The sequence below is a fragment of the Conexibacter woesei DSM 14684 genome, from assembly GCF_000025265.1.
In the GTDB taxonomy this organism is placed as follows: domain Bacteria; phylum Actinomycetota; class Thermoleophilia; order Solirubrobacterales; family Solirubrobacteraceae; genus Conexibacter; species Conexibacter woesei.
Map to the genome: position 1 here is coordinate 3474740 of NC_013739.1, position 17121 is coordinate 3491860.

At 71.9% G+C, this 17121-nt stretch carries 17 protein-coding genes; 10 read left to right on the plus strand and 7 right to left on the minus strand.

Annotation, left to right across the window (positions count from 1 at the left end):
- The first annotated feature begins 83 nt into the window (after nt 1-83).
- Nucleotides 84-3452, plus strand: a complete 3369-nt coding sequence (locus tag CWOE_RS16310) for a M36 family metallopeptidase (protein WP_049793302.1) — start codon at nt 84-86, stop codon at nt 3450-3452.
- Nucleotides 3453-3488: 36 nt separating this feature from the next.
- On the opposite strand, the gene CWOE_RS16315 is transcribed toward CWOE_RS16310, so the two are convergent.
- A complete protein-coding gene (locus CWOE_RS16315) occupies nt 3489-4160 on the minus strand; it encodes a peptidylprolyl isomerase (RefSeq protein ID WP_012934736.1) in 672 nt (223 codons plus the stop codon).
- 26 nt (nt 4161-4186) lie between these two features.
- Between CWOE_RS16315 and CWOE_RS16320 the strand changes: the two genes are divergently transcribed.
- From CWOE_RS16320 to CWOE_RS16340, 5 genes are read left to right on the plus strand one after another with little or no spacing between them, the layout of a single operon-like run.
- Complete coding sequence (locus CWOE_RS16320) at nt 4187-5008, plus strand: HAD-IIA family hydrolase (RefSeq protein ID WP_049793303.1); 822 nt, start codon at nt 4187-4189, stop codon at nt 5006-5008.
- 12 nt (nt 5009-5020) lie between these two features.
- Nucleotides 5021-5890: a diacylglycerol/lipid kinase family protein gene (locus CWOE_RS16325; protein WP_012934738.1), complete on the plus strand. Its 870-nt coding sequence runs from the start codon at nt 5021-5023 to the stop codon at nt 5888-5890.
- Nucleotides 5890-7266, plus strand: coding sequence for a Mur ligase family protein (locus CWOE_RS16330; protein WP_012934739.1), 1377 nt, complete (start codon nt 5890-5892; stop codon nt 7264-7266). Before CWOE_RS16325 ends, CWOE_RS16330 begins: the two co-directional genes overlap by 1 nt.
- Entirely contained in the window at nt 7263-7979 is a 717-nt protein-coding gene (locus CWOE_RS30815) for a class I SAM-dependent methyltransferase (protein WP_012934740.1), read from the plus strand. Before CWOE_RS16330 ends, CWOE_RS30815 begins: the two co-directional genes overlap by 4 nt.
- Nucleotides 7972-8700 (plus strand): type 1 glutamine amidotransferase, encoded by a 729-nt coding sequence (locus tag CWOE_RS16340; protein WP_012934741.1) that lies wholly within the window; start codon nt 7972-7974, stop codon nt 8698-8700. Before CWOE_RS30815 ends, CWOE_RS16340 begins: the two co-directional genes overlap by 8 nt.
- Nucleotides 8701-8987: 287 nt before the next feature.
- Here the strand turns inward: CWOE_RS16340 and CWOE_RS16345 are convergent, their stop codons facing one another.
- The 4 genes from CWOE_RS16345 to CWOE_RS33875 form a co-directional block, all read right to left on the minus strand.
- Complete coding sequence (locus CWOE_RS16345) at nt 8988-9734, minus strand: SOS response-associated peptidase (RefSeq protein ID WP_012934742.1); 747 nt, start codon at nt 9732-9734, stop codon at nt 8988-8990.
- Between the two features lie 18 nt (nt 9735-9752).
- Complete coding sequence (locus CWOE_RS16350; protein ID WP_012934743.1) at nt 9753-10364, minus strand: hypothetical protein; 612 nt, start codon at nt 10362-10364, stop codon at nt 9753-9755.
- A gap of 53 nt (nt 10365-10417) precedes the next feature.
- Nucleotides 10418-11263: a 3D domain-containing protein gene (locus CWOE_RS16355; protein WP_201447001.1), complete on the minus strand. Its 846-nt coding sequence runs from the start codon at nt 11261-11263 to the stop codon at nt 10418-10420.
- Nucleotides 11264-11418: 155 nt separating this feature from the next.
- Nucleotides 11419-12156 carry a hypothetical protein gene (locus tag CWOE_RS33875; RefSeq protein ID WP_041730569.1) on the minus strand — a complete coding sequence of 246 codons (738 nt, stop codon included), beginning with the start codon at nt 12154-12156 and terminating at the stop codon, nt 11419-11421.
- A gap of 535 nt (nt 12157-12691) precedes the next feature.
- Here CWOE_RS33875 and CWOE_RS16365 point away from each other — a divergent pair.
- Nucleotides 12692-13303 (plus strand): antitoxin Xre/MbcA/ParS toxin-binding domain-containing protein, encoded by a 612-nt coding sequence (locus CWOE_RS16365; RefSeq protein WP_081425392.1) that lies wholly within the window; start codon nt 12692-12694, stop codon nt 13301-13303.
- A 69-nt stretch (nt 13304-13372) separates the two neighbouring features.
- On the opposite strand, the gene CWOE_RS16370 is transcribed toward CWOE_RS16365, so the two are convergent.
- Together CWOE_RS16370 and CWOE_RS16375 are read right to left on the minus strand one after the other, a co-directional pair.
- Complete coding sequence (locus CWOE_RS16370) at nt 13373-13822, minus strand: Fur family transcriptional regulator (protein ID WP_012934747.1); 450 nt, start codon at nt 13820-13822, stop codon at nt 13373-13375.
- A 72-nt stretch (nt 13823-13894) separates the two neighbouring features.
- Entirely contained in the window at nt 13895-14542 is a 648-nt protein-coding gene (locus tag CWOE_RS16375) for a DUF1707 SHOCT-like domain-containing protein (RefSeq protein WP_012934748.1), read from the minus strand.
- 81 nt (nt 14543-14623) lie between these two features.
- On the opposite strand from CWOE_RS16375, the gene CWOE_RS16380 reads away from it, so the two are divergent.
- The 3 genes from CWOE_RS16380 to CWOE_RS16390 all read left to right on the plus strand — a co-directional run bounded on the left by CWOE_RS16380 (nt 14624) and on the right by CWOE_RS16390 (nt 17102).
- The gene (locus CWOE_RS16380) at nt 14624-15730 is read left to right on the plus strand and encodes an alcohol dehydrogenase catalytic domain-containing protein (RefSeq protein WP_012934749.1); all 1107 of its coding nucleotides are present in this window, start codon (nt 14624-14626) and stop codon (nt 15728-15730) included.
- A gap of 123 nt (nt 15731-15853) precedes the next feature.
- Nucleotides 15854-16465 carry a hypothetical protein gene (locus CWOE_RS16385; protein WP_012934750.1) on the plus strand — a complete coding sequence of 204 codons (612 nt, stop codon included), beginning with the start codon at nt 15854-15856 and terminating at the stop codon, nt 16463-16465.
- A gap of 31 nt (nt 16466-16496) precedes the next feature.
- Nucleotides 16497-17102, plus strand: coding sequence for a hypothetical protein (locus tag CWOE_RS16390; RefSeq protein WP_012934751.1), 606 nt, complete (start codon nt 16497-16499; stop codon nt 17100-17102).
- Nucleotides 17103-17121: the final 19 nt, after the last annotated feature.

A 17121-nucleotide genomic window follows, 5' to 3' on the forward strand; every position in this document is an offset into this window, starting at 1 on the left:
GCGACGGCTTCAGACCGTCCGGGCGGGTGCCGATCATGCGAAGAGACCTCTTCGTGCCACACCACCGCAAGGATGCACCCGCTTTGACTCCTCTCCGCCGCGCCAGACGCCGTCGTTCGCCCCTGCTCGCCGCTTCGCTCGCGGCGTCCGTCGCCGGCGCGATCGGCGTCGCCGCGGGGCTTCCGGCGGTCGCGGGCGCGGTCGGGGAGCTGCCGCTGCGCGAAGGGCAGGGGAGATTCGACCAGCGCGCCGCCGCGACCGCGCAGCCGGTCGCCACCGCGCCGGCGCAGCGGCTCGCGCGGTCGCTCGGCCCGCAGGCCGTCGTGCAGGTCGACCCCGTCACCGGGACGCCCCGCCAGGTCGCCCGCACCGACGGCACGCTGACCGAGCCGAGCGCCGACGCGCCGGCTGAGATCGCGCTCCGCTACGTGCGCGCCAATCGGGACCTCTTCAAGCTGAGCGACGCGGACCTGGCCGCGCTCGACCCGCCGAGCGACTACGTCTCGATCGACGGCACGCACCACCTGCGCTGGACGCAGCGGTTCGACGGCGTCCCCGTGCTCGGCGCGGAGCTGCGCGCGCACGTGACGGCAGACGGGCGGCTGCTCGCCGTCCAGGGCTCGCCGCTGCCGGGCACGACGGCGGCGCCGTCGGGCACGGCGCGGCTCGACGCCACCGGCGCCCTCGCCAAGGCGCGTCGCGACGCGGGCGCCGGCGGCGCCGCGCCGGCGGTGACGCGCAGCCCCGCCGGCGCGACGCAGTCGACGGGGTTCGCCGACGGGTCGAGCGGCCGGCTCGTCGTCTTCGCCGGCCCCAGCGGCCCGCGGCTCGCCTGGCAGGTGACGGTCCCCGCCGACAGCACGCATCAGTACGTCTACGTGCTCGACGCCGCCACCGGCGCCGTCCTCAAGCGCGAGAACAACGTCTTCTACGCGAGCGGCAGAGGCACGGCATGGGAGTACCGGCCGGACGGGAACCTCGATCCCGCGACCTTCGGACAGGCGCTGCGCGACTATCCGAACGGCTGGGTCGCCGCCGGCAGCGCCCGGCTGTTCGGCGACAACGTGCACGTCTACTCCGACGTCAACGACGACGACCTCCCGCAGACCTCCGAAGAGGTCCCGAAGACCGGCGACGACGCCGGACTGCCCATGTGGAACTGGCCGTTCCAGAGACAGGACGACGGCTACCACTGCAGACCCGTCTTCCCGTGCTCGTGGGTCAGCTTCGAGGCGGGTCGCTGGAGAGCGAACCGCGAGCAGAACGCCGCGCAGGTCTTCTGGTTCGTCAACCGCTTCCACGACCACCTCGCGGACACGCCGATCGGCTTCACGCCGGCGGCAGGCAACTTCGAGGGCGCCGACCGCGTGCTCGCCGAGAGCGACGACGGCGCGAACCTGACGCTCAGACTCTCCGACGGGTCCAGCGTCCCGAACCACCCCGACGACAGACATCTCAACAACGCGAACATGTCGACGCCGCCGGACGGCAGATCGCCGCGGATGCAGATGTACCTCTTCATGGCGTTCGGTGCGACCGACCCGACGATCGACTCCAACGGCGGCGACGACGCCTCGGTCGTCTACCACGAGTACACGCACGGCCTCTCCAGCCGGCTGGTGACCGACTCGACCAGAGCGCAGGCGCTCAACTCGGCCCAGTCGGGCGCGATGGGCGAGGGCTGGAGCGACTGGTACGCGCTCGACTTCCTCGTCGCCGACGACCTGCAGCCCGACACCGTCGCCGACGGCGAGATCCGGCTCGCCGCATCGCTCGACGGGGGCGCGCTGAGTCTGCGCCGGCAGGCGCTCGACTGTCCCCTCAGCACCGTGGCGCCGGAGTGCAGACGAGCCGGTGGCGGCACCGGCGGGTACACGTACGCCGACTACGGATCGATCGGCGGCGGCCCCGAGGTCCACGACGACGGGGAGATCTGGGCGCAGACGCTGTGGGACCTGCGCAGAGCCGTCGGCGCCGAGACGGCGCGCGGGCTGATCACCCGCGCGATGGAGCTGTCGCCGCCGGAGCCGACGTTCCTCGACATGCGCAACGCGATCCTCCAGGCGGATCAGGCCGCGACCGGCGGCGCCCTCGCGAACACGATCTGGCAAGTCTTCGCCGCGCGCGGCATGGGCTACTTCGCCTCGGCGCTGGACGCGAACGACACCTCACCCGTCGCCGACTTCGACACCCCGCCAGTCGGTACCGCCGACGCGACGTTCTCCGGGACGGTGACCGACGCGGCCAGCGGCGCGCCCGTCCCTGACGCGACCGTCCGCTTCCCCGGCCGCGCCGACCTCGTCGCGAGAACCGACGCGAACGGGCGCTACGCGCTCTCGCTCCACCAGCACGCCTACCCGTACGTCGTCGTCTCGCGCGGCGGCTACGACGACGTGACGCTGCGCGACGTGGCGGTCGCCGCCGGCGCGAACACGCGTGACGTGGCGCTGCGGCGCAACTGGGCGCTCAGCTCCGGCACGACCGCGATCGAGAGCTTCACCGGACCGGACTACACGAGCTTCGGCTGCGGTCCCGGCGGGGCGATCGACGGCAGCGCGGCGACCGGCTGGGGCTCGTTCCAGCCGGCGATCAGCGATCCGGCGAGAGGCGTCGCGGCCGGCCCGCGGCTGCTCGTGCTGCGGCTGCCGCAGGCCGTCGACGTGACGAGCTTCGCGATCGACCCGAGCGCCACGTGCGGCGACGACGAGACGGCCGCGCTCGGCAGATACGAGCTGGAGACCTCGCAGGACGGGAGCACGTACACCCCCGCCGCGTCCGGAACGTTCGGGCCGGCCCACAACGGCCGGAGCAACCCGGTCGCCGCCACCGCGGGAAGCGGCGCGGCAGCGCGCTGGGTCCGCCTCCGGATGCTCAGCCCGCAGGGGCCGACGAGCGACCCGACGAGATCGGCGTCGGAGTTCATGGACGTGACGGAGCTGTCGATCTACGGCCGCGCGGTCAGACCGGCCGACCCGCCGGGGCCGCCCGCTCCGCCGGACCCGGGCCCGCCGGCGACGCCGAGACCGCCGGAGCCCAGACCGGCTCCGCCGCCGGCGGCTGACCGCAGCGCACCGCGGATCGCGGGCGTCGGCGTGCGGCCGGCGAGAGGAGCGCTGCGCGCGCTGCTCGGCCGCGGCGGCGGCCTGAAGCTGACGCTGCGCTGCACCGACGAGCCGTGCCGCGTCAGCGCGACGGTGACGCTGCCGGCAGCGACCGCGCGCAAGCTCGGGCTGACGAGACGGCGCGGCGGCGCGCCGTTCGTGCTCGCCCGCGCGAGCAGCCGCGGCTTCGTCGAGGCGGGCCGCACGACGACGTTGACGCTGCGCGTCTCGCGTGCCGTCGCCAGACGGCTCGCGCGCGTCGCCAGGCTGACGCCGACGATCGCGATCACGGCGACCGACAGAGCGGGGAACCCGGCGACGCGAACGCTGAGACCGCGGCTGCGGCGCTGAGCAGGCGGGACGCCGGCCGGGCGCGCGACGCCCGGCTCAGCCCTGTCTGATCGCGACCCGTTCGATCAGGATCGGGTCGACCGGCGCCGACCCCTGCGGGTCGGTGTCTCTCAACGGGCGCTGGTCGATCCGGTCGACGACGTCGAGTCCTGACGTCACTCTTCCCAGCAGCGCGTACTGCGGCGGCAGCTGCGCGTCGTCGCCGGTGACGATGAAGAACTGGCTGCCGGACGTGCCGTCGGGGTCGGTCGCCGTCTTCGCCATCGCGACGACGCCCTTCGTGTATCTGGTGGTTCTCGGCGGCGCCTCGGCGATCGCGTAGCCGGGTCCGCCGAGGCCGTTGCCGAGCGGGTCGCCGCCCTGGATCACGAAGCCCGGGGCGATCCGGTGGAACGTCAGGTCGTCGTAGAAGCCGGCGCGCGCGAGCCGCGCGAACGACGCCGTCGTACGCGGCGAGGCCGCCGCGTCGAGCGTGATCGTGAACGTCCCGCAGTTGGTCGTGACGATCGCTCTCCAGTCGACGGTCGGGGAGAGGCGGCCGACGGGCTTTCTCACGTCGAGGTTGCTCTTCGCCTCCGGCGCCGCGACCTTGCGACAGACGGCGGCGGTCGTCTCCTGCTTCTTCCCGCCGTCGGAGCCGCAGCCCGCCAGCACCGCGAACGGGGCGGCGATCAGCACGGCGACGAGGGGCGAGAAGGTCCGGCGCACGGCGGGGAAGCATAATGCCAGTCCGCGTGTCCCAGACCTCGCCGCCGCCCCTCACCTCGCTCCTGCGCAGCTACGACCACGTGCTGCTCGACCTCGACGGCTGCCTGTGGGTCGGCGGTGCCGCCACGCGTGACGCGCCGCGTGCGCTCGACGCGCTGCGGGCCGCCGGCAAGCACGTCGCGTTCGTCACCAACGACACGCGCTCGACCGCCGAGGAGTACGTCCGCAAGCTGTGGTCGCTCGGCTTCAAGGCCGCGCTGGAGGAGGTCGTCACCGTCGGCGGCGCGCTCCAGCACCAGCTCGCCGAGCGCCACGGCGCCCGCCGCGCGACCGCGTACGTGATCGGCACGCCGGCGATCCTCAAGCACGTCGCCGACGCCGGGCTGCGTGTCGTCAACGGTACGCCTCACGCGCCGCAGGCCGAGGTCGTCGTCGCTGCCGGGCACGACGCGCTCGTCTTCGAGGAGCTGCGGATCGCGACGCAGGCGCTGCTGGCGGGCGCCGACTTCGTCGCCGCCGGCCGCGACCGCACGTTTCCGATGCCGGACGGGATGTGGCCCGCGACCGGTGCGCTGGTCGCGGCGCTCGAATACGCCAGCGGACGCACCGCGCTCAGCGTCGGCAAGCCCGAGCCGGAGATCTTTGCGACCGCGCTCGACCGCCTCGGACCGGGCCGGGCGCTCGTCGTCGGCGACCGCCTCGACTCCGACCTCGGCGGCGCGCACGCGGCCGGGCTCGACGGCGCGATCGTGCTGACGGGCGCGACGACGCACAGCGAGGCGCACGCCGCGAGCGATCCCGCCCCGGTGGCGATCGCACCCGACCTTGCGACGCTCGTGCTCGGATAGGGTTCCGGGCCGATGGACCGGAACGTCGCCCTGATCGTCAACCCCGTCGCCGGTGGCGGCCGGGGGCTGCGCATGCTGCCGGGCGTCGAGAGATGGCTGCGCGTCCACGGCGTCGCCTACCACGTCGAGCGCACGCGCGACATCGAGCACGCGCGTGAGCTGGCGCGGAGAGCGGCCGCCGACGGCGAGGTCGCGGCGGCGTTCGGCGGCGACGGGATCGTCGGCGCGGTCGCCGGCGCGCTGGCCGGCACCGACGGGATCCTCGCGGTCCTGCCGGGCGGGCGCGGCAACGACTTCGCCCGCGCGGCCGGCATTCCGAAATCTCCCGTCGCGGCGTGCACCGTCTTCGAGTCCGCGCGCGAGCGGCGGATCGACATCGGCGCCGTCGGCGAGCGCCGCTTCGTCGGGATCGCCAGCTGCGGCTTCGACTCCGACGCGAACCGGATCGCGAACGCGACCCGCGTCCCCGGCGAGGCCGCCTACGCCTACGCCGCGATACGCGCGCTCGCGAGCTGGAAGCCGGCGACGTTCGGGGTCGAGATCGACGGCGTCGCGAACAGCCACACGGGCTACAGCGTGGCGGTTGCGAACGGGCCCGCGTACGGTGGAGGGATGTTCCTCGCGCCCGACGCCCAGCTCGACGACGGCCTCTTCGACGTCGTCACGATCGCCGGCGTCTCCAAGTTCCGCCTGCTCTCCCAGCTGCCGAAGGTCTTCAAGGGCACGCACGTGCGTAACCCGGAGATCGAGATCCGCCGCGGCCGCGAGGTCCGCATCGAGGCGGACCGGCCGTTCACGCTCTATGCCGACGGCGACCCGATCGGGGAACTGCCGGCGACGGTCCGCACGCTGCCGGGCGCCGTGCGCATGCTCGTTCCGTGATGGCCGGCCTCCCGCTCGGACCAAAGCTCGCCGTCGCGCGGGCCGTCGGCAGCGTCGCGCGCCGCGCCGGTCGCGGCGGCGGCACCAGCCTGCCCGGCAAGGTCCTGATGAAGCTCGACCCGCACGCGATCGGCGCGCTCGCGAGCCGGCTGCCGGAGGGCTCGGTCGCGATCTCCGCGACGAACGGCAAGACGACGACCGCCGCGATGGTCGCGTCCGTGCTGGAGCGGCGCGGGACGCCGCTCGTCCACAACCGCGCCGGCGCCAACATGGCCGGCGGGATCGCGTCGACGCTGCTCGGCGCCGCGCAGGGGAAGGGGATCGACGGCCGGCTCGGCCTGTTCGAAGTCGACGAGTTCTGGCTCGGCGGACTCGTCGAGCAGCTGCGGCCGCGCAAGCTGCTGCTGGGGAACCTCTTCCGCGACCAGCTCGACCGCTACGGCGAGCTGGAGACGATCGCCGACCGCTGGGCCGAGATCGTCGCCAGACACGGATCGAGCACGCAACTCGTGCTCAACGCCGACGATCCGCTCGTCGCCGACCTCGGCCGCGAGCAGCCGCGTGTCGTCTACTTCGGCGTGCAGGACGACACGATGGCGCTGCCGCAGATGCAGCACGCGTCGGACTCCAAGCACTGCCGCAGATGCGGCCACGCGTACGAGTACGACGCGATCTACCTCGGCCACCTCGGCCGCTACCACTGCCCCAACTGCGGGCAGCGGCGGCCCGAGCCGGCGGTCGTGGGGGAGCGGATCGAGCTGCGCGGCACGCGCGGGGCGCGCTTCACGCTGCGCACGCCGGAGGGCTCGGCGAGGGTCGAGCTGCCGCTGCCGGGGCTCTACAACGTCTACAACGCGCTCGGCGCGGCCGCGCTCTGCCTCTCGCTCGGCGTGCCGCTGGCGGAGGTCGTCAGCGGGCTGGAGCAGGTCGCCGCGGCGTTCGGGCGCGCCGAGACGATCGCGCTCGACGGTCGCGACCTGTCGATCCTGCTGATCAAGAACCCGGCCGGCGCGAACGAGGTGCTGCGGACGCTCGCGTTGGAGGACGGCGCCGTCGACCTGCTCGCGGTGCTGAACGACAACACCGCCGACGGCCGCGACATCTCATGGGTCTGGGACGCCGACTTCGAGCTGCTCGCCGGGCGCGTGCGGCGCGTGACGTGCTCCGGCACGCGCGCCGCCGAGCTGGCGCTGCGGATGAAGTACGCCGGCGTGGACGAGGAGCGGCTCGTCGTCGTCCCGGAGCTGGAGGCGGCGCTCGACGAGGCCCGCCGCGACGGCGACGGGACGCTGTTCGCGCTGCCGACGTATACCGCCCTGCTCGCGCTCAAGGAGCTGCTGGCACGCCGCGGCCTGGCGCCGGAGTACTGGCGGTGAGCGAGGTGATCTGGCACGACCTGGAGTGCGGCGGGTACGACGCCGACCTGCCGCTGTGGCGCGAGCTGGCGGCGGCGGAGGGGGGACCGGTGCTCGACCTCGGAGCCGGCACCGGCCGCGTCGCGCTCGACCTCGCGCGCGCGGGCTTCGAGGTCGTCGCAGTCGACCTGGAGGCGGAGTTCCTGGAGGCGCTGCGGGCGCGAGCGGGCGAGCTGCCGATCGAGACGCTGCTCGCCGACGCGCGCACGTTCGCGCTGCCCGGCCGCCGCTTCCCGCTGATCCTCGCGCCGATGCAGACCGTCCAGCTGCTCGGCGGTCCCGACGGCCGCGCGGCGTTCCTGCACAGCGTCGCCGCGCACCTCGCGCCGGGCGGGCTGCTCGCCGCGTCGCTCGCCGACGCGATGGACGGCTTCGACGCCGAGCACACCGAGCCGCCGCTGCCGGACATCGTCGAGCGCGATGGCTGGGTCTACGTCAGCCAGCCCGTCGCGGTGCGGCCCGGGCCAGCCGGGATCTCGATCGAGCGGATCCGCCAGATCGTCTCCCCGGCCGGCAGACGGACCGCCGAGGGCGACGAGATCCACCTCGATACCCTCGACGGCGACACGCTCGCAGCCGAGGGCGTCGCCGCCGGCCTGCGGGATGCCGGCCGCCGGCGGATCGAGGCGACCGAGGAACACGTCGGCAGCGAGGTGGTGCTGCTCCGTGGCTGACACGCTGCGCGTCTGCGCGCTCTATCCCGACCTGATGAACATCTATGCCGACCGCGGCAACCTGCTGCTGCTCCAGCGGCGCTGCGAGTGGCGCGGGCTCGGCTTCGAGCTGTCCGCGAGCGGGCTCGGCGAGCCGCTCGATCCGGACGCGGCCGACCTCTTCTACATCGGCGGTGGCCAGGACCGCGACCAGAAGCTGTGCGCGCTGGACCTCGCGGAGGTCAAGCGCGAGGGGATCCACGCCGCGGCCGAGCGCGGCGCGGCGCTGCTGGCGGTCTGCGGCGGCTACCAGCTGCTCGGCCACTCCTACCAGCTGGGTGAGGAGACGCTGCCGGGCATCGGTCTCGTCGACCTCACGACGGTCCGCAGCGACGGGCCGCGGCTGATCGGAAACGTCGCGATCGAGGTCGACCTCGGCGACGGGCCGAGAGTCCTCGCCGGCTTCGAGAACCACGGCGGCCGCACGCGCCTGGGCGCCGCCGAGCAGCCGCTCGGACGCGTGCTGAGAGGCCACGGCAACGACGGCCGCTCCGGCGTCGAAGGCGTCCGCCGCGGGAACGTGATCGGCACCTACCTGCACGGCCCGCTGCTGCCGAAGAACGCCTGGCTCGCCGACTGGCTGATCGCCAGAGCGCTCGGCCGCGACACACCGCTCCCGCCGCTCGACGACGCGCTCGAGAACGCCGCGCACGTCGAGGCGCGGCGCGCGGCGGGCGCGTAGCGCGGCGCGGCCCGCCGGGCCGCCGCGGCACACGAACGACGGGCATCGAGGGAAAGCGGGTCGGACCGCCGCGCGCGCCCACGAGTCGCGCAGGGCGGCCGGCCGAGGGAGGCGCGGTAGTTTGCTGGTCTAGGGGACCCACAAGCTACCGGCCATCGGCTACGCGCCAAGAATTTGTGCCACGCGACGCGCGGTCTGTGACGAAATCGCCCGGACTCACCCTCCTCGCGGACGCCGTGGGCGAGCGCTGCGTCGCGCGGGCCGGCCCAGGCTCGCCACCTGACGCCTTAGAACAATCCCTCTTGCGAAGCCGGCGCGGCCTGCGCGGCGTTGACGGCCTCGGCGAACGCCTTGAGGTCGTCGGGCTCGGCGTCGGCGAGGCAGTCCGGGCCGTCGTATCTGGCGTTGTTGACGGCTCTGGAGACGGCGCGGGCGTTCGTGCCGTCGGCCGGCAGCGGACGCAGCAGCTCTTGCAGGCGCGCGACCGGCGTCTCGGGGTCGATCCAGGTCTGCTCGTCAGCCGGGTCGAGGATCACCGGCATCCGCGGGTGGATCCCGGAGATCTTGTCGTTCGCCTCCGTCGTGACGATCGTGCAGGAGCGCAGCCACTCGTCGTCCTCGGGGTTCTTCCAGCCGGTCCAGAGGCCGGCGAACGCGAACGGGGCGCCGTCCGTGCGCGTGATGTGGAACGGCTGCTTCGCTCTGCCCTGTCTCTGCCACTCGTAGAAGCCGTCGGCGACGATCAGGCAGCGGCGCTTGGCGAACGGGTCGCGATAGGCCGGCTTCTCGGCGACCGTCTCCGCTCTCGCGTTGATCATCTTGTAGCCGACCGAGGGATCTCTCGCCCACGGCGGGATCAGCCCCCACCGCAGCATCCGGCCCGTCGCGACGCCGTCACGCGCGGCGACGGTGACGACCTCGTCGCCGGGCGCGACGTTGAAGCGCTGTCTGAGGTCGACGGCCGACTCGCCGAGCGGGAAGCGGTGCCGCAGCTCGTCGGCCGTCGTGGTCGCCAGCGTGAAGCGTCCGCACACGTGCGAGCGCTCCCCGTGTCAGCCGGCCGCGGCTCTCGCGCGGGCGCGCGCCTGCCGGCGTCTGCCCAGCAGTGCGAGCACCGCGAAGACGGCGATGATGACGATCAGCCCGAGCAGCAGGCCGCCGATCGTGCCGACGCCGCCGAACGGCAGCGCGATCAGCTTGGCGATGCCGAAGCCGAGCGCGAGCAGCACGATCACGATGCCGAGGACGATCGCGATCCCGCGCAGGCGCAGCAGGATGCCCGACCCTGGCGGCGGCGCGAGCAGCCCCATGAAGCGGAGGATCAGCAGCTGGCGGTTGCTCGGCGGTCTCTGCCCGAGCTTCGTGACGGCGTCCTTCAGGTCGCCGGCGCGCCGCTCGGCGAGCGCGATCGACGCGTCCGCCATGCGGCGCAGCTGCAGCCGCTCCTGCGGCCGCGCGGCCGCTATCGCTCTGGAGTAGTACGCGCGCGTCGCTCTCGCGTCGTAGCGCTCCGCGGCACGGGCGCCGAGGATCGCCAACGCGGCGGCCTTGAACTTCGTCTCGGCCTCGAGCTGCTCGTCGGTGCGCGTCTCGAGCTGTTGCATCGCGGCCAGGGAGCCGCGCTGCTCCATGCGCATCGGACGCTGCTTCTGCTGCTTCGCCATAGGACGAGGAGTCTAGTCGAGCGCTGCGGCCGCGCGACGCGCCGAGGCGCGCGTCAGGGGGCGCCGGCGCCGCCGGACGGATCCGACAGCGTCGCGGGCGGCTGGGGGACCGGCGGGCTCGGGGTGGCGGTTCCCTTCCCGGAGGACTTCGGCGGCGAGTTGCGCGCCGCGCGCGTGCCCGGCGGCTGCACGTAGATCCGCTGGTCCTGGAGGTGGCTTCCGCCGATGTCGGCGCGCGCGGGCGGCGTGCGGTAGACGTCGACGTGTCTGCCGATGATCGCGCCGCCGACGTCCTCGGCGGTGAACCAGCCGCCGCCGGCGCTGGTCTGGTAGGCGGCGATGTAGACCTTGCTGCCGAGCGGGATCAGGTCGGGGTCGACCGCGACCGAGCGGTAGTACTTCAGCGGCCGCGACGGCCCCTCGCCGAAGCTGACGCCGGGCAGCTCGCGGTATCTCCGGCCGGGTCCGTTGGACCAGCCGCCGCCGTCGAGCGGGAAGGTGACGTACTTGTCGCTGGAGAGCCAGTAGCCGCCGGCGCGCCAGAACGGGGACCCGCCCTTCCAGCCTCTGTGACCGGGCACGCTCGGCTTGCCGCGCTCGGTGACCCAGCCACCGCTGCCGAGACCGGCGATGTGGTACCGGTCGCCGTCGAGGCCGATGCCATCGCCCTCCATCGACATGCCGGTGGAGGAGTAGAGCCAGTCGATCCGCGAGAGGCGGTCCAGGCCCGGCGTCTGCACCTTCTTGCCGACGAACCACCACTCCGGCGCCGGGTAGTACTCCGTCACGGTGACGGATCTGAGCCAGCCGGCTCTGCGGATCGGCTTCGCCTGTGCGGCCGACGCCGTCACGGTGAACGCGAGCGCGATGAGGAGCAGAAGTGTGCGAGTGCGGGTCACGTGATGCATCAACACCGGAACGCGCCAGAAGCTTCGCCGCAGGCTACGGGATTCACTCCCGCCGGTGCGCTCCCTGCAAGCGATCGACCAAGGCAGCCGATGCTTGAGCGGTGAAGCGCGACGTGCGGTCAGCCCGCCGGCGCGCTGCCGCAGCTTCAGCGCTCGATCACCGGGTCGCGCCGCCCAACCTGCAACACGACACCCGCCCCGAACGCCATCAATAGCGCGGACCACACTGGGATCGTGACGCTCGTGTCGGCGACTCTCAGCGAGACGGACACGATCATGCTGCATCCCACGCCCGTCGCCATCTGCCAGCCGACGGCGCGTGCTCCCGGCCGCCCGTTGTGCGCGTCGGTCCGGCCCTTCATCGTGCTTCGCCAGCTGCCTGGTCCGGGTGACGGTGGTTCGCAGCGCTCTCGGACCCAACGGCCCTTCCCATGGAGGGTGTAGTCCGCCTCGTCCTCGAGATGGATGGTTCGACCCAAGGCTGCGGTGAAGACGACCACCACGGTTGGGCACCACAGTCCACGGATCACGAGGAGGTCGGCGCCTCCCATCCGCAACTGCCACAGCAGGCGTCGCGACTCCTCGTCGCCGTTCTGCACGGTGCCCTGGTCGAGGCCCGCCATGTCGCTGCAGTCGAGTGCCTTCGCTCCCTGAAACGAGACGCTCGCCAGGTAGCGGGAACGAATCCCGGACCGACCGTATTGCCTCTCAGCCGCGTGCAACGCGCTGGGAACGTCCGCGTAGATCTTCGCAATGACGTAGCGGAACTGGCAGCCCGCTGGACTGCGAGGCACGCCGTCATGACGCTCGGCGAGCGGCAGCGATCCGCAGGCAGCGCACGAGCCGCCAGTCATCTGCAGGACCGCGCGGTCTGGAAGCAGCACGGGCCGGCCGGCCGCCGAGGATCGATCGCCAGCCCCGTGGCGCATCGTGCGAGGTGCCTCATCGTCAGCACGCAGGCCGGCCCCGGTCCAATCCCAACCGGTTTGACGACTCTCCCTGTCGCGCCTACGGATCGAGCTCCACCACGCTGCGGCCCTTCCTCTCATGCGCGCTCTCTCCTCACTGCTCAGCAGGGTTCAATGAACCTGACCCTAGCTGAACGACACTCTTGCTGCCAGTCGAACTGACTGCAAAGTGCCACATATCGGCTGCCTATTAGGACACCAAAATGGAAACTACCTGCTAATCCTCATCTTTGCGCTCGTCGGCACAGCGATCACCGGCGCGCTCCTTGACACCCTGTTGCATGCTTTATAGTGTCACTTTGGACTACGATTCGGCGTATCAGAGCCGGGGAAAGGAGCACTGGTGATGAGGGTTGGGCACGCGAGGGACCCTGGGCACACACGCGCTGTGACCTCCACCGCGAGAGGGAGTCACTGACTCCCAGAACGCACCGGACCACTGGAGGTCAAGATGGGGACAAGGACCAGAAGCAGCGAGGGAGACGCACGCCGGATCGCGGAGAATGCGTCGAGCGCCGGCGACGACCGGCGACCGGGCGCCGAACGGTCTATGGACGAACCGCCGGGGAGGGCGGTCACCCAGGCGTTCCAGGCGCGCACGACTCGGCTGAGAGAGTGGCGACAGCGCTTCGTGACGGCGCGCGCGGGATCGCTCCAAGCCCGCCTTCAGCTCTTGGCGGCCTTCGGCCTGAGTGATCGCGACATCGCAAGGACGATCGAAAAGACACAGCCCCGCTCAGTCCGGCGCTGGAGGACCGAGGGCGTCGCGACACCGCGAGCTGGCGCGCGGTGGGAGCCCGTCGACGATCTGTGCGCGATCATCGGCTACTTCCTCACCGATGGCACATACGACGAAGAGGGGATCGTGGCGTGGCTGCGCTCACGTCAAACGGCACTTGGGAATCAGCGGCCGCTCGACGTCCTGCGCGAGAGAGGGGACACCGGTTTCAGGGAAGTCCAGCAGGCGGCTGAACAGCATCTGACAGCTGCAGAAGCGACCGCCGACGACCAGTTGATTCTCCCACGGGCGGATTCCGCCGGAAGACGACAACGATCGCACTGAGTCGAATCGGTCAGGTAGCGCCGAGACCGCGAACGCGGTTCTCGGCCACCTGAGCAGAGCGACGTGCGGTCAGCCCGCGGACGCGGCGGCGCCGCAGGAGGCGCAGACGCCGTCGACGACGAGCGCCGCGCGATCGGGCGCGAAGCCCGCGGCGCGGGCCGCGTCCATCACGGCGCCCAGCTCGACTCTGGCGTCGAGGTCCTGGACTCTGCCGCACGTGCGGCAGATCACGTGATGGTGGTCGACGGTGCGCGAGTCGAACAGGACCGCGCCGCCGCCGGAGTTGACGCGCCGCACGATGCCGAGCTGCTCGAACAGCTCCAGCGTCGCATAGACGGTCGGCAGCGACGTGCCCGGGAGCGTTCTGGTGACCGCGCCGAGCACCTCTTCCGCCGTCACGTGCTGATCGCGCGAGCGCAGCATCCGGTTGATCACCAGCCGCTGCGAGGTGACACGCTGACCACGGGCGCGCAGGCGCTCGATCAGGTCGTTGTCGACGGACTCCAGATCGGTCGTCACGCGCCGGATGATACTGAATGTTTAGGGGCGCCCTTTTCTAAGCGACTTGCGATAGCCGCGCCGGGCCCGCCGTCAGCGGTCGGAGCGGTCGGCGCCGTCGTCAAGCCGGTCATCGGCGCCGCGCTCGCGCTCTCGATCGCGGCGGCGTCTCTTCGGGGTGTGGACGTCGATCCCGCCCATCAGGCCGAGCGCGCGCACACGGACGACGGGAGCGCCGGGACGGGGGACGCCTTCGACCCGCTCGTCCTTGCCGCCCATCAGCACGAAGCCGTTCACCTCGACCTCGACGCCTTCGGGGACGCAGACGTCGACGGCGCCCATCACGGCGATCGCGGTGATCTGCACCTCGCCGCTCTCGAGGATCGCGTTGCGCAGGTCGACGTCGACGCCGCCCATCACGGCGAGCGCGTGCACGCGCTCGCCGACGCGCCAGCGCCCGCGGCGGCTCGACCCGCCCATCACGGCGATGAACCACGACGTCCGCCGGCGCGCTCTCGCCGCCGGCGCGGCGGAGGCACCGAGCACGTCGCCCTCGCCGGGCGCGACGAGGTCAGCGGTGACCGGCACCAGCTCCTCGCGCGTGGTCGCCGACCAGGCGCGTTCGAGCCGGTCTGTCAGCTCCTCCAGCGTCAGACGGCCGTCGGCGGCGGCGTCGCGCAGCAGCGCGGCCGCCTGTTCGCGATCGGCGTCGGAAGCTCGCAGCGCTGGGGGCTCGGCCATCGGCGTCACCCTAGCGACTGGCGCCCACGTTCCGACAGATGCCGCATGCCGAACGACGACGCGCGACCTAGGATGAGCAGCATGGAGATCCGTGCAGCAGTGCTGGAGGAGTTCGGCGCCCCGCTCGTCGTGCAGACCGTCGAGCTGGCCGAGCCAGGCCCCGGGGAAGTGCTCGTGCGCCTCGTCGCGTGCGGCGTCTGCCACACCGACATGTACACCGCCAGCGGCGCCGACCCGTCCGGCTACGCGCCGTGCGTGCTCGGGCACGAGGGCGCCGGCGTCGTCGAGCGCGTCGGCTCCGACGTGACGCTGGTGAGACCGGGCGACCACGTCGTGACGCTGTTCTCGCCGCAGTGCGGCGAGTGCGTCCACTGCCTCAGCCCGAAGACGAACCTCTGCATGAAGATCCGCGAGCAGCAGAACAAGGGCTACCTGCCGGACGGGACGACGCGACTTCGACGCGGAGGGCAGGAGCTGCGCCACTTCATGGGCACGAGCACGTTCGCCGAGTACACGGTGATGCCCGAGATCGCGCTCGCGAAGATCGACCCGGAGGCGCCGCTGGAGGGCGCGGCGCTGTTCGCCTGCGGCCTCTCGACCGGCCTCGGCGCGGCGCTCAGAACGGCGAAGGTCGAGCCGGGCTCGACCGCCGTCGTCTTCGGCGCCGGGATGGTCGGCCTCGGGGCGGTCGCCGGCGCGCGGATGGCCGGCGCGGAGCGGATCGTCTGCGTCGACCTCTCGCAGGATCGGCTGGAGCTGGCGAGAGGGCAGGGCGCGACCGACCTGATCGTCGGCGGCCCCGACACGGTCCAGCAGATCCTCGACATGACCGGCGGCTTCGGCGCCGACTACACGTTCGAGGCGACCGGGCTCGTGAGCGTGATGAGACAGGCGGTCGAGTCCGCACGGATGGGGTGGGGGCTGTGCACCGTCGCCGGCGTCGCGGGCAAGGGCGAGCACCTCGAGGTGATCCCGCGCTGGCTGATCCAGGGCCGCCGGATCGCCGGCTCCTCCTTCGGCGGCCTCAAGGGCCGCGACGACGTGCCCGCCCTGATCGACCGCTGGATGGCCGGCGAGCTCGACGTCGATCCGTTCATCTCGCATCGCATCTCGCTCGACCAGGTCAACGAGGGCTTCGACCTGATGCACGCGCAGGACGGCATCCGCAGCGTCATCGCGTTCGACTGAGCGCGCGGCCGGGCTGGCGCGTCGGCGGTCGGCGTCTGTAAGTACACTTTTCTGTGTCTTGACGCCGACCGGTCGGTGTCCATATCACGACGGGGTCGAGCAGACCCCTGGGGGGACATCGAGATGCGCAAGTCAACCGCAGTCGCGGCGACGCTCGTCGCTGCGCTGCTGCTCGCCGTCGGCGCGGGCGCAAGCTCCGCGACGACGATAGGGATAGCGAATCAAACGCCGCTAACCCAGCAGGTCGGACAGCTGACGTTCTTCAACGGGAGCGTCAACTTCAACTGCACGGTCGTGCTGCGCAAGCAGTTGATCGTCGGGCTAATACTCGTCAGAACAACATCGCTAACGAGACTCGGGCGCGTGACGTCCGGGCAGATCAACTGCCCGGCCGGGCCGGCGGCGCTCCTAAACCTGCCGCTGCAGCTAGGTGGCACGCCGCCGATAGGGCCGCTGCCGACGAGCTGGGACGTCAGCTTCCTAGGCTCGGACCTAGTCACCGGCGAGATGCTGTTCGGGATCCTAGACTTCCAGGTCCGGCTTCCGAACAACTGCCTATACCGCGGCACGCTGCTAGGCCGCCTCTCGCGTGACGGCAGAGTCCTACGGTTCCTCGGCAACCCGCCGCTGCTGCTCGCGGGCGGCCCGACCGGGTGCCAGCCGCAGATAGGCGTCGGCGGGACGCTCAACGACAACCCGCCGATCAACTTCATACTACTAAACATCGGCGTGTAGTACTCAATTCAGAACGCCGAAGGAGAACGATATGAGAACGTCACTCGCTGCCGTGCTGGCAGCCGTGGTGCTGATGCTGCTCGGATCGAGCGCAGCGTCGGCAGCTCCACTGGGGATAGTGATCAACGGCCCCGCCCTAACGACCCAGGTCGGCGCGCTCAGACTCACCGCCGGCCCGGTGATGCTCACCTGCCAGGTCGTGCTCAGAAAGGAGCTGGTGCTCGGGCTAACGCCTGTGAACCCGACCGGGCTAACGAGACTCGGCCGGATCACCGCGGGCCGACTGTTCGGCTGCCCGTCGACGCTGCTAAACCTGCCGCCGGAGCTAGGGGCGATACCGCCGATAGGGCCGCTGCCGAACAGCTGGGACATCAGCTACCTAACGTCGGACCCGCTCACGGGCGACCTGCTGTTCGGGATCCTAGATTTCCAGATCAGCCTCGGCGTGCCGCCCGGCTGCCTATACCGCGGCACCCTCCTAGGCCGTCTCAGCCGCGACGGCAGAACGCTAACGATCACCGGCAGCGTCCCGATCGACTTCCCGACGCCCGGCTGCGCCGGGTCGGCGTCGATCACCGGCACGCTGAACGACACGCCGCCGATCCAGTACTTCCTACTACCTGGCCCGCCGGCCTGAGATAACTCACAGGAGCGAT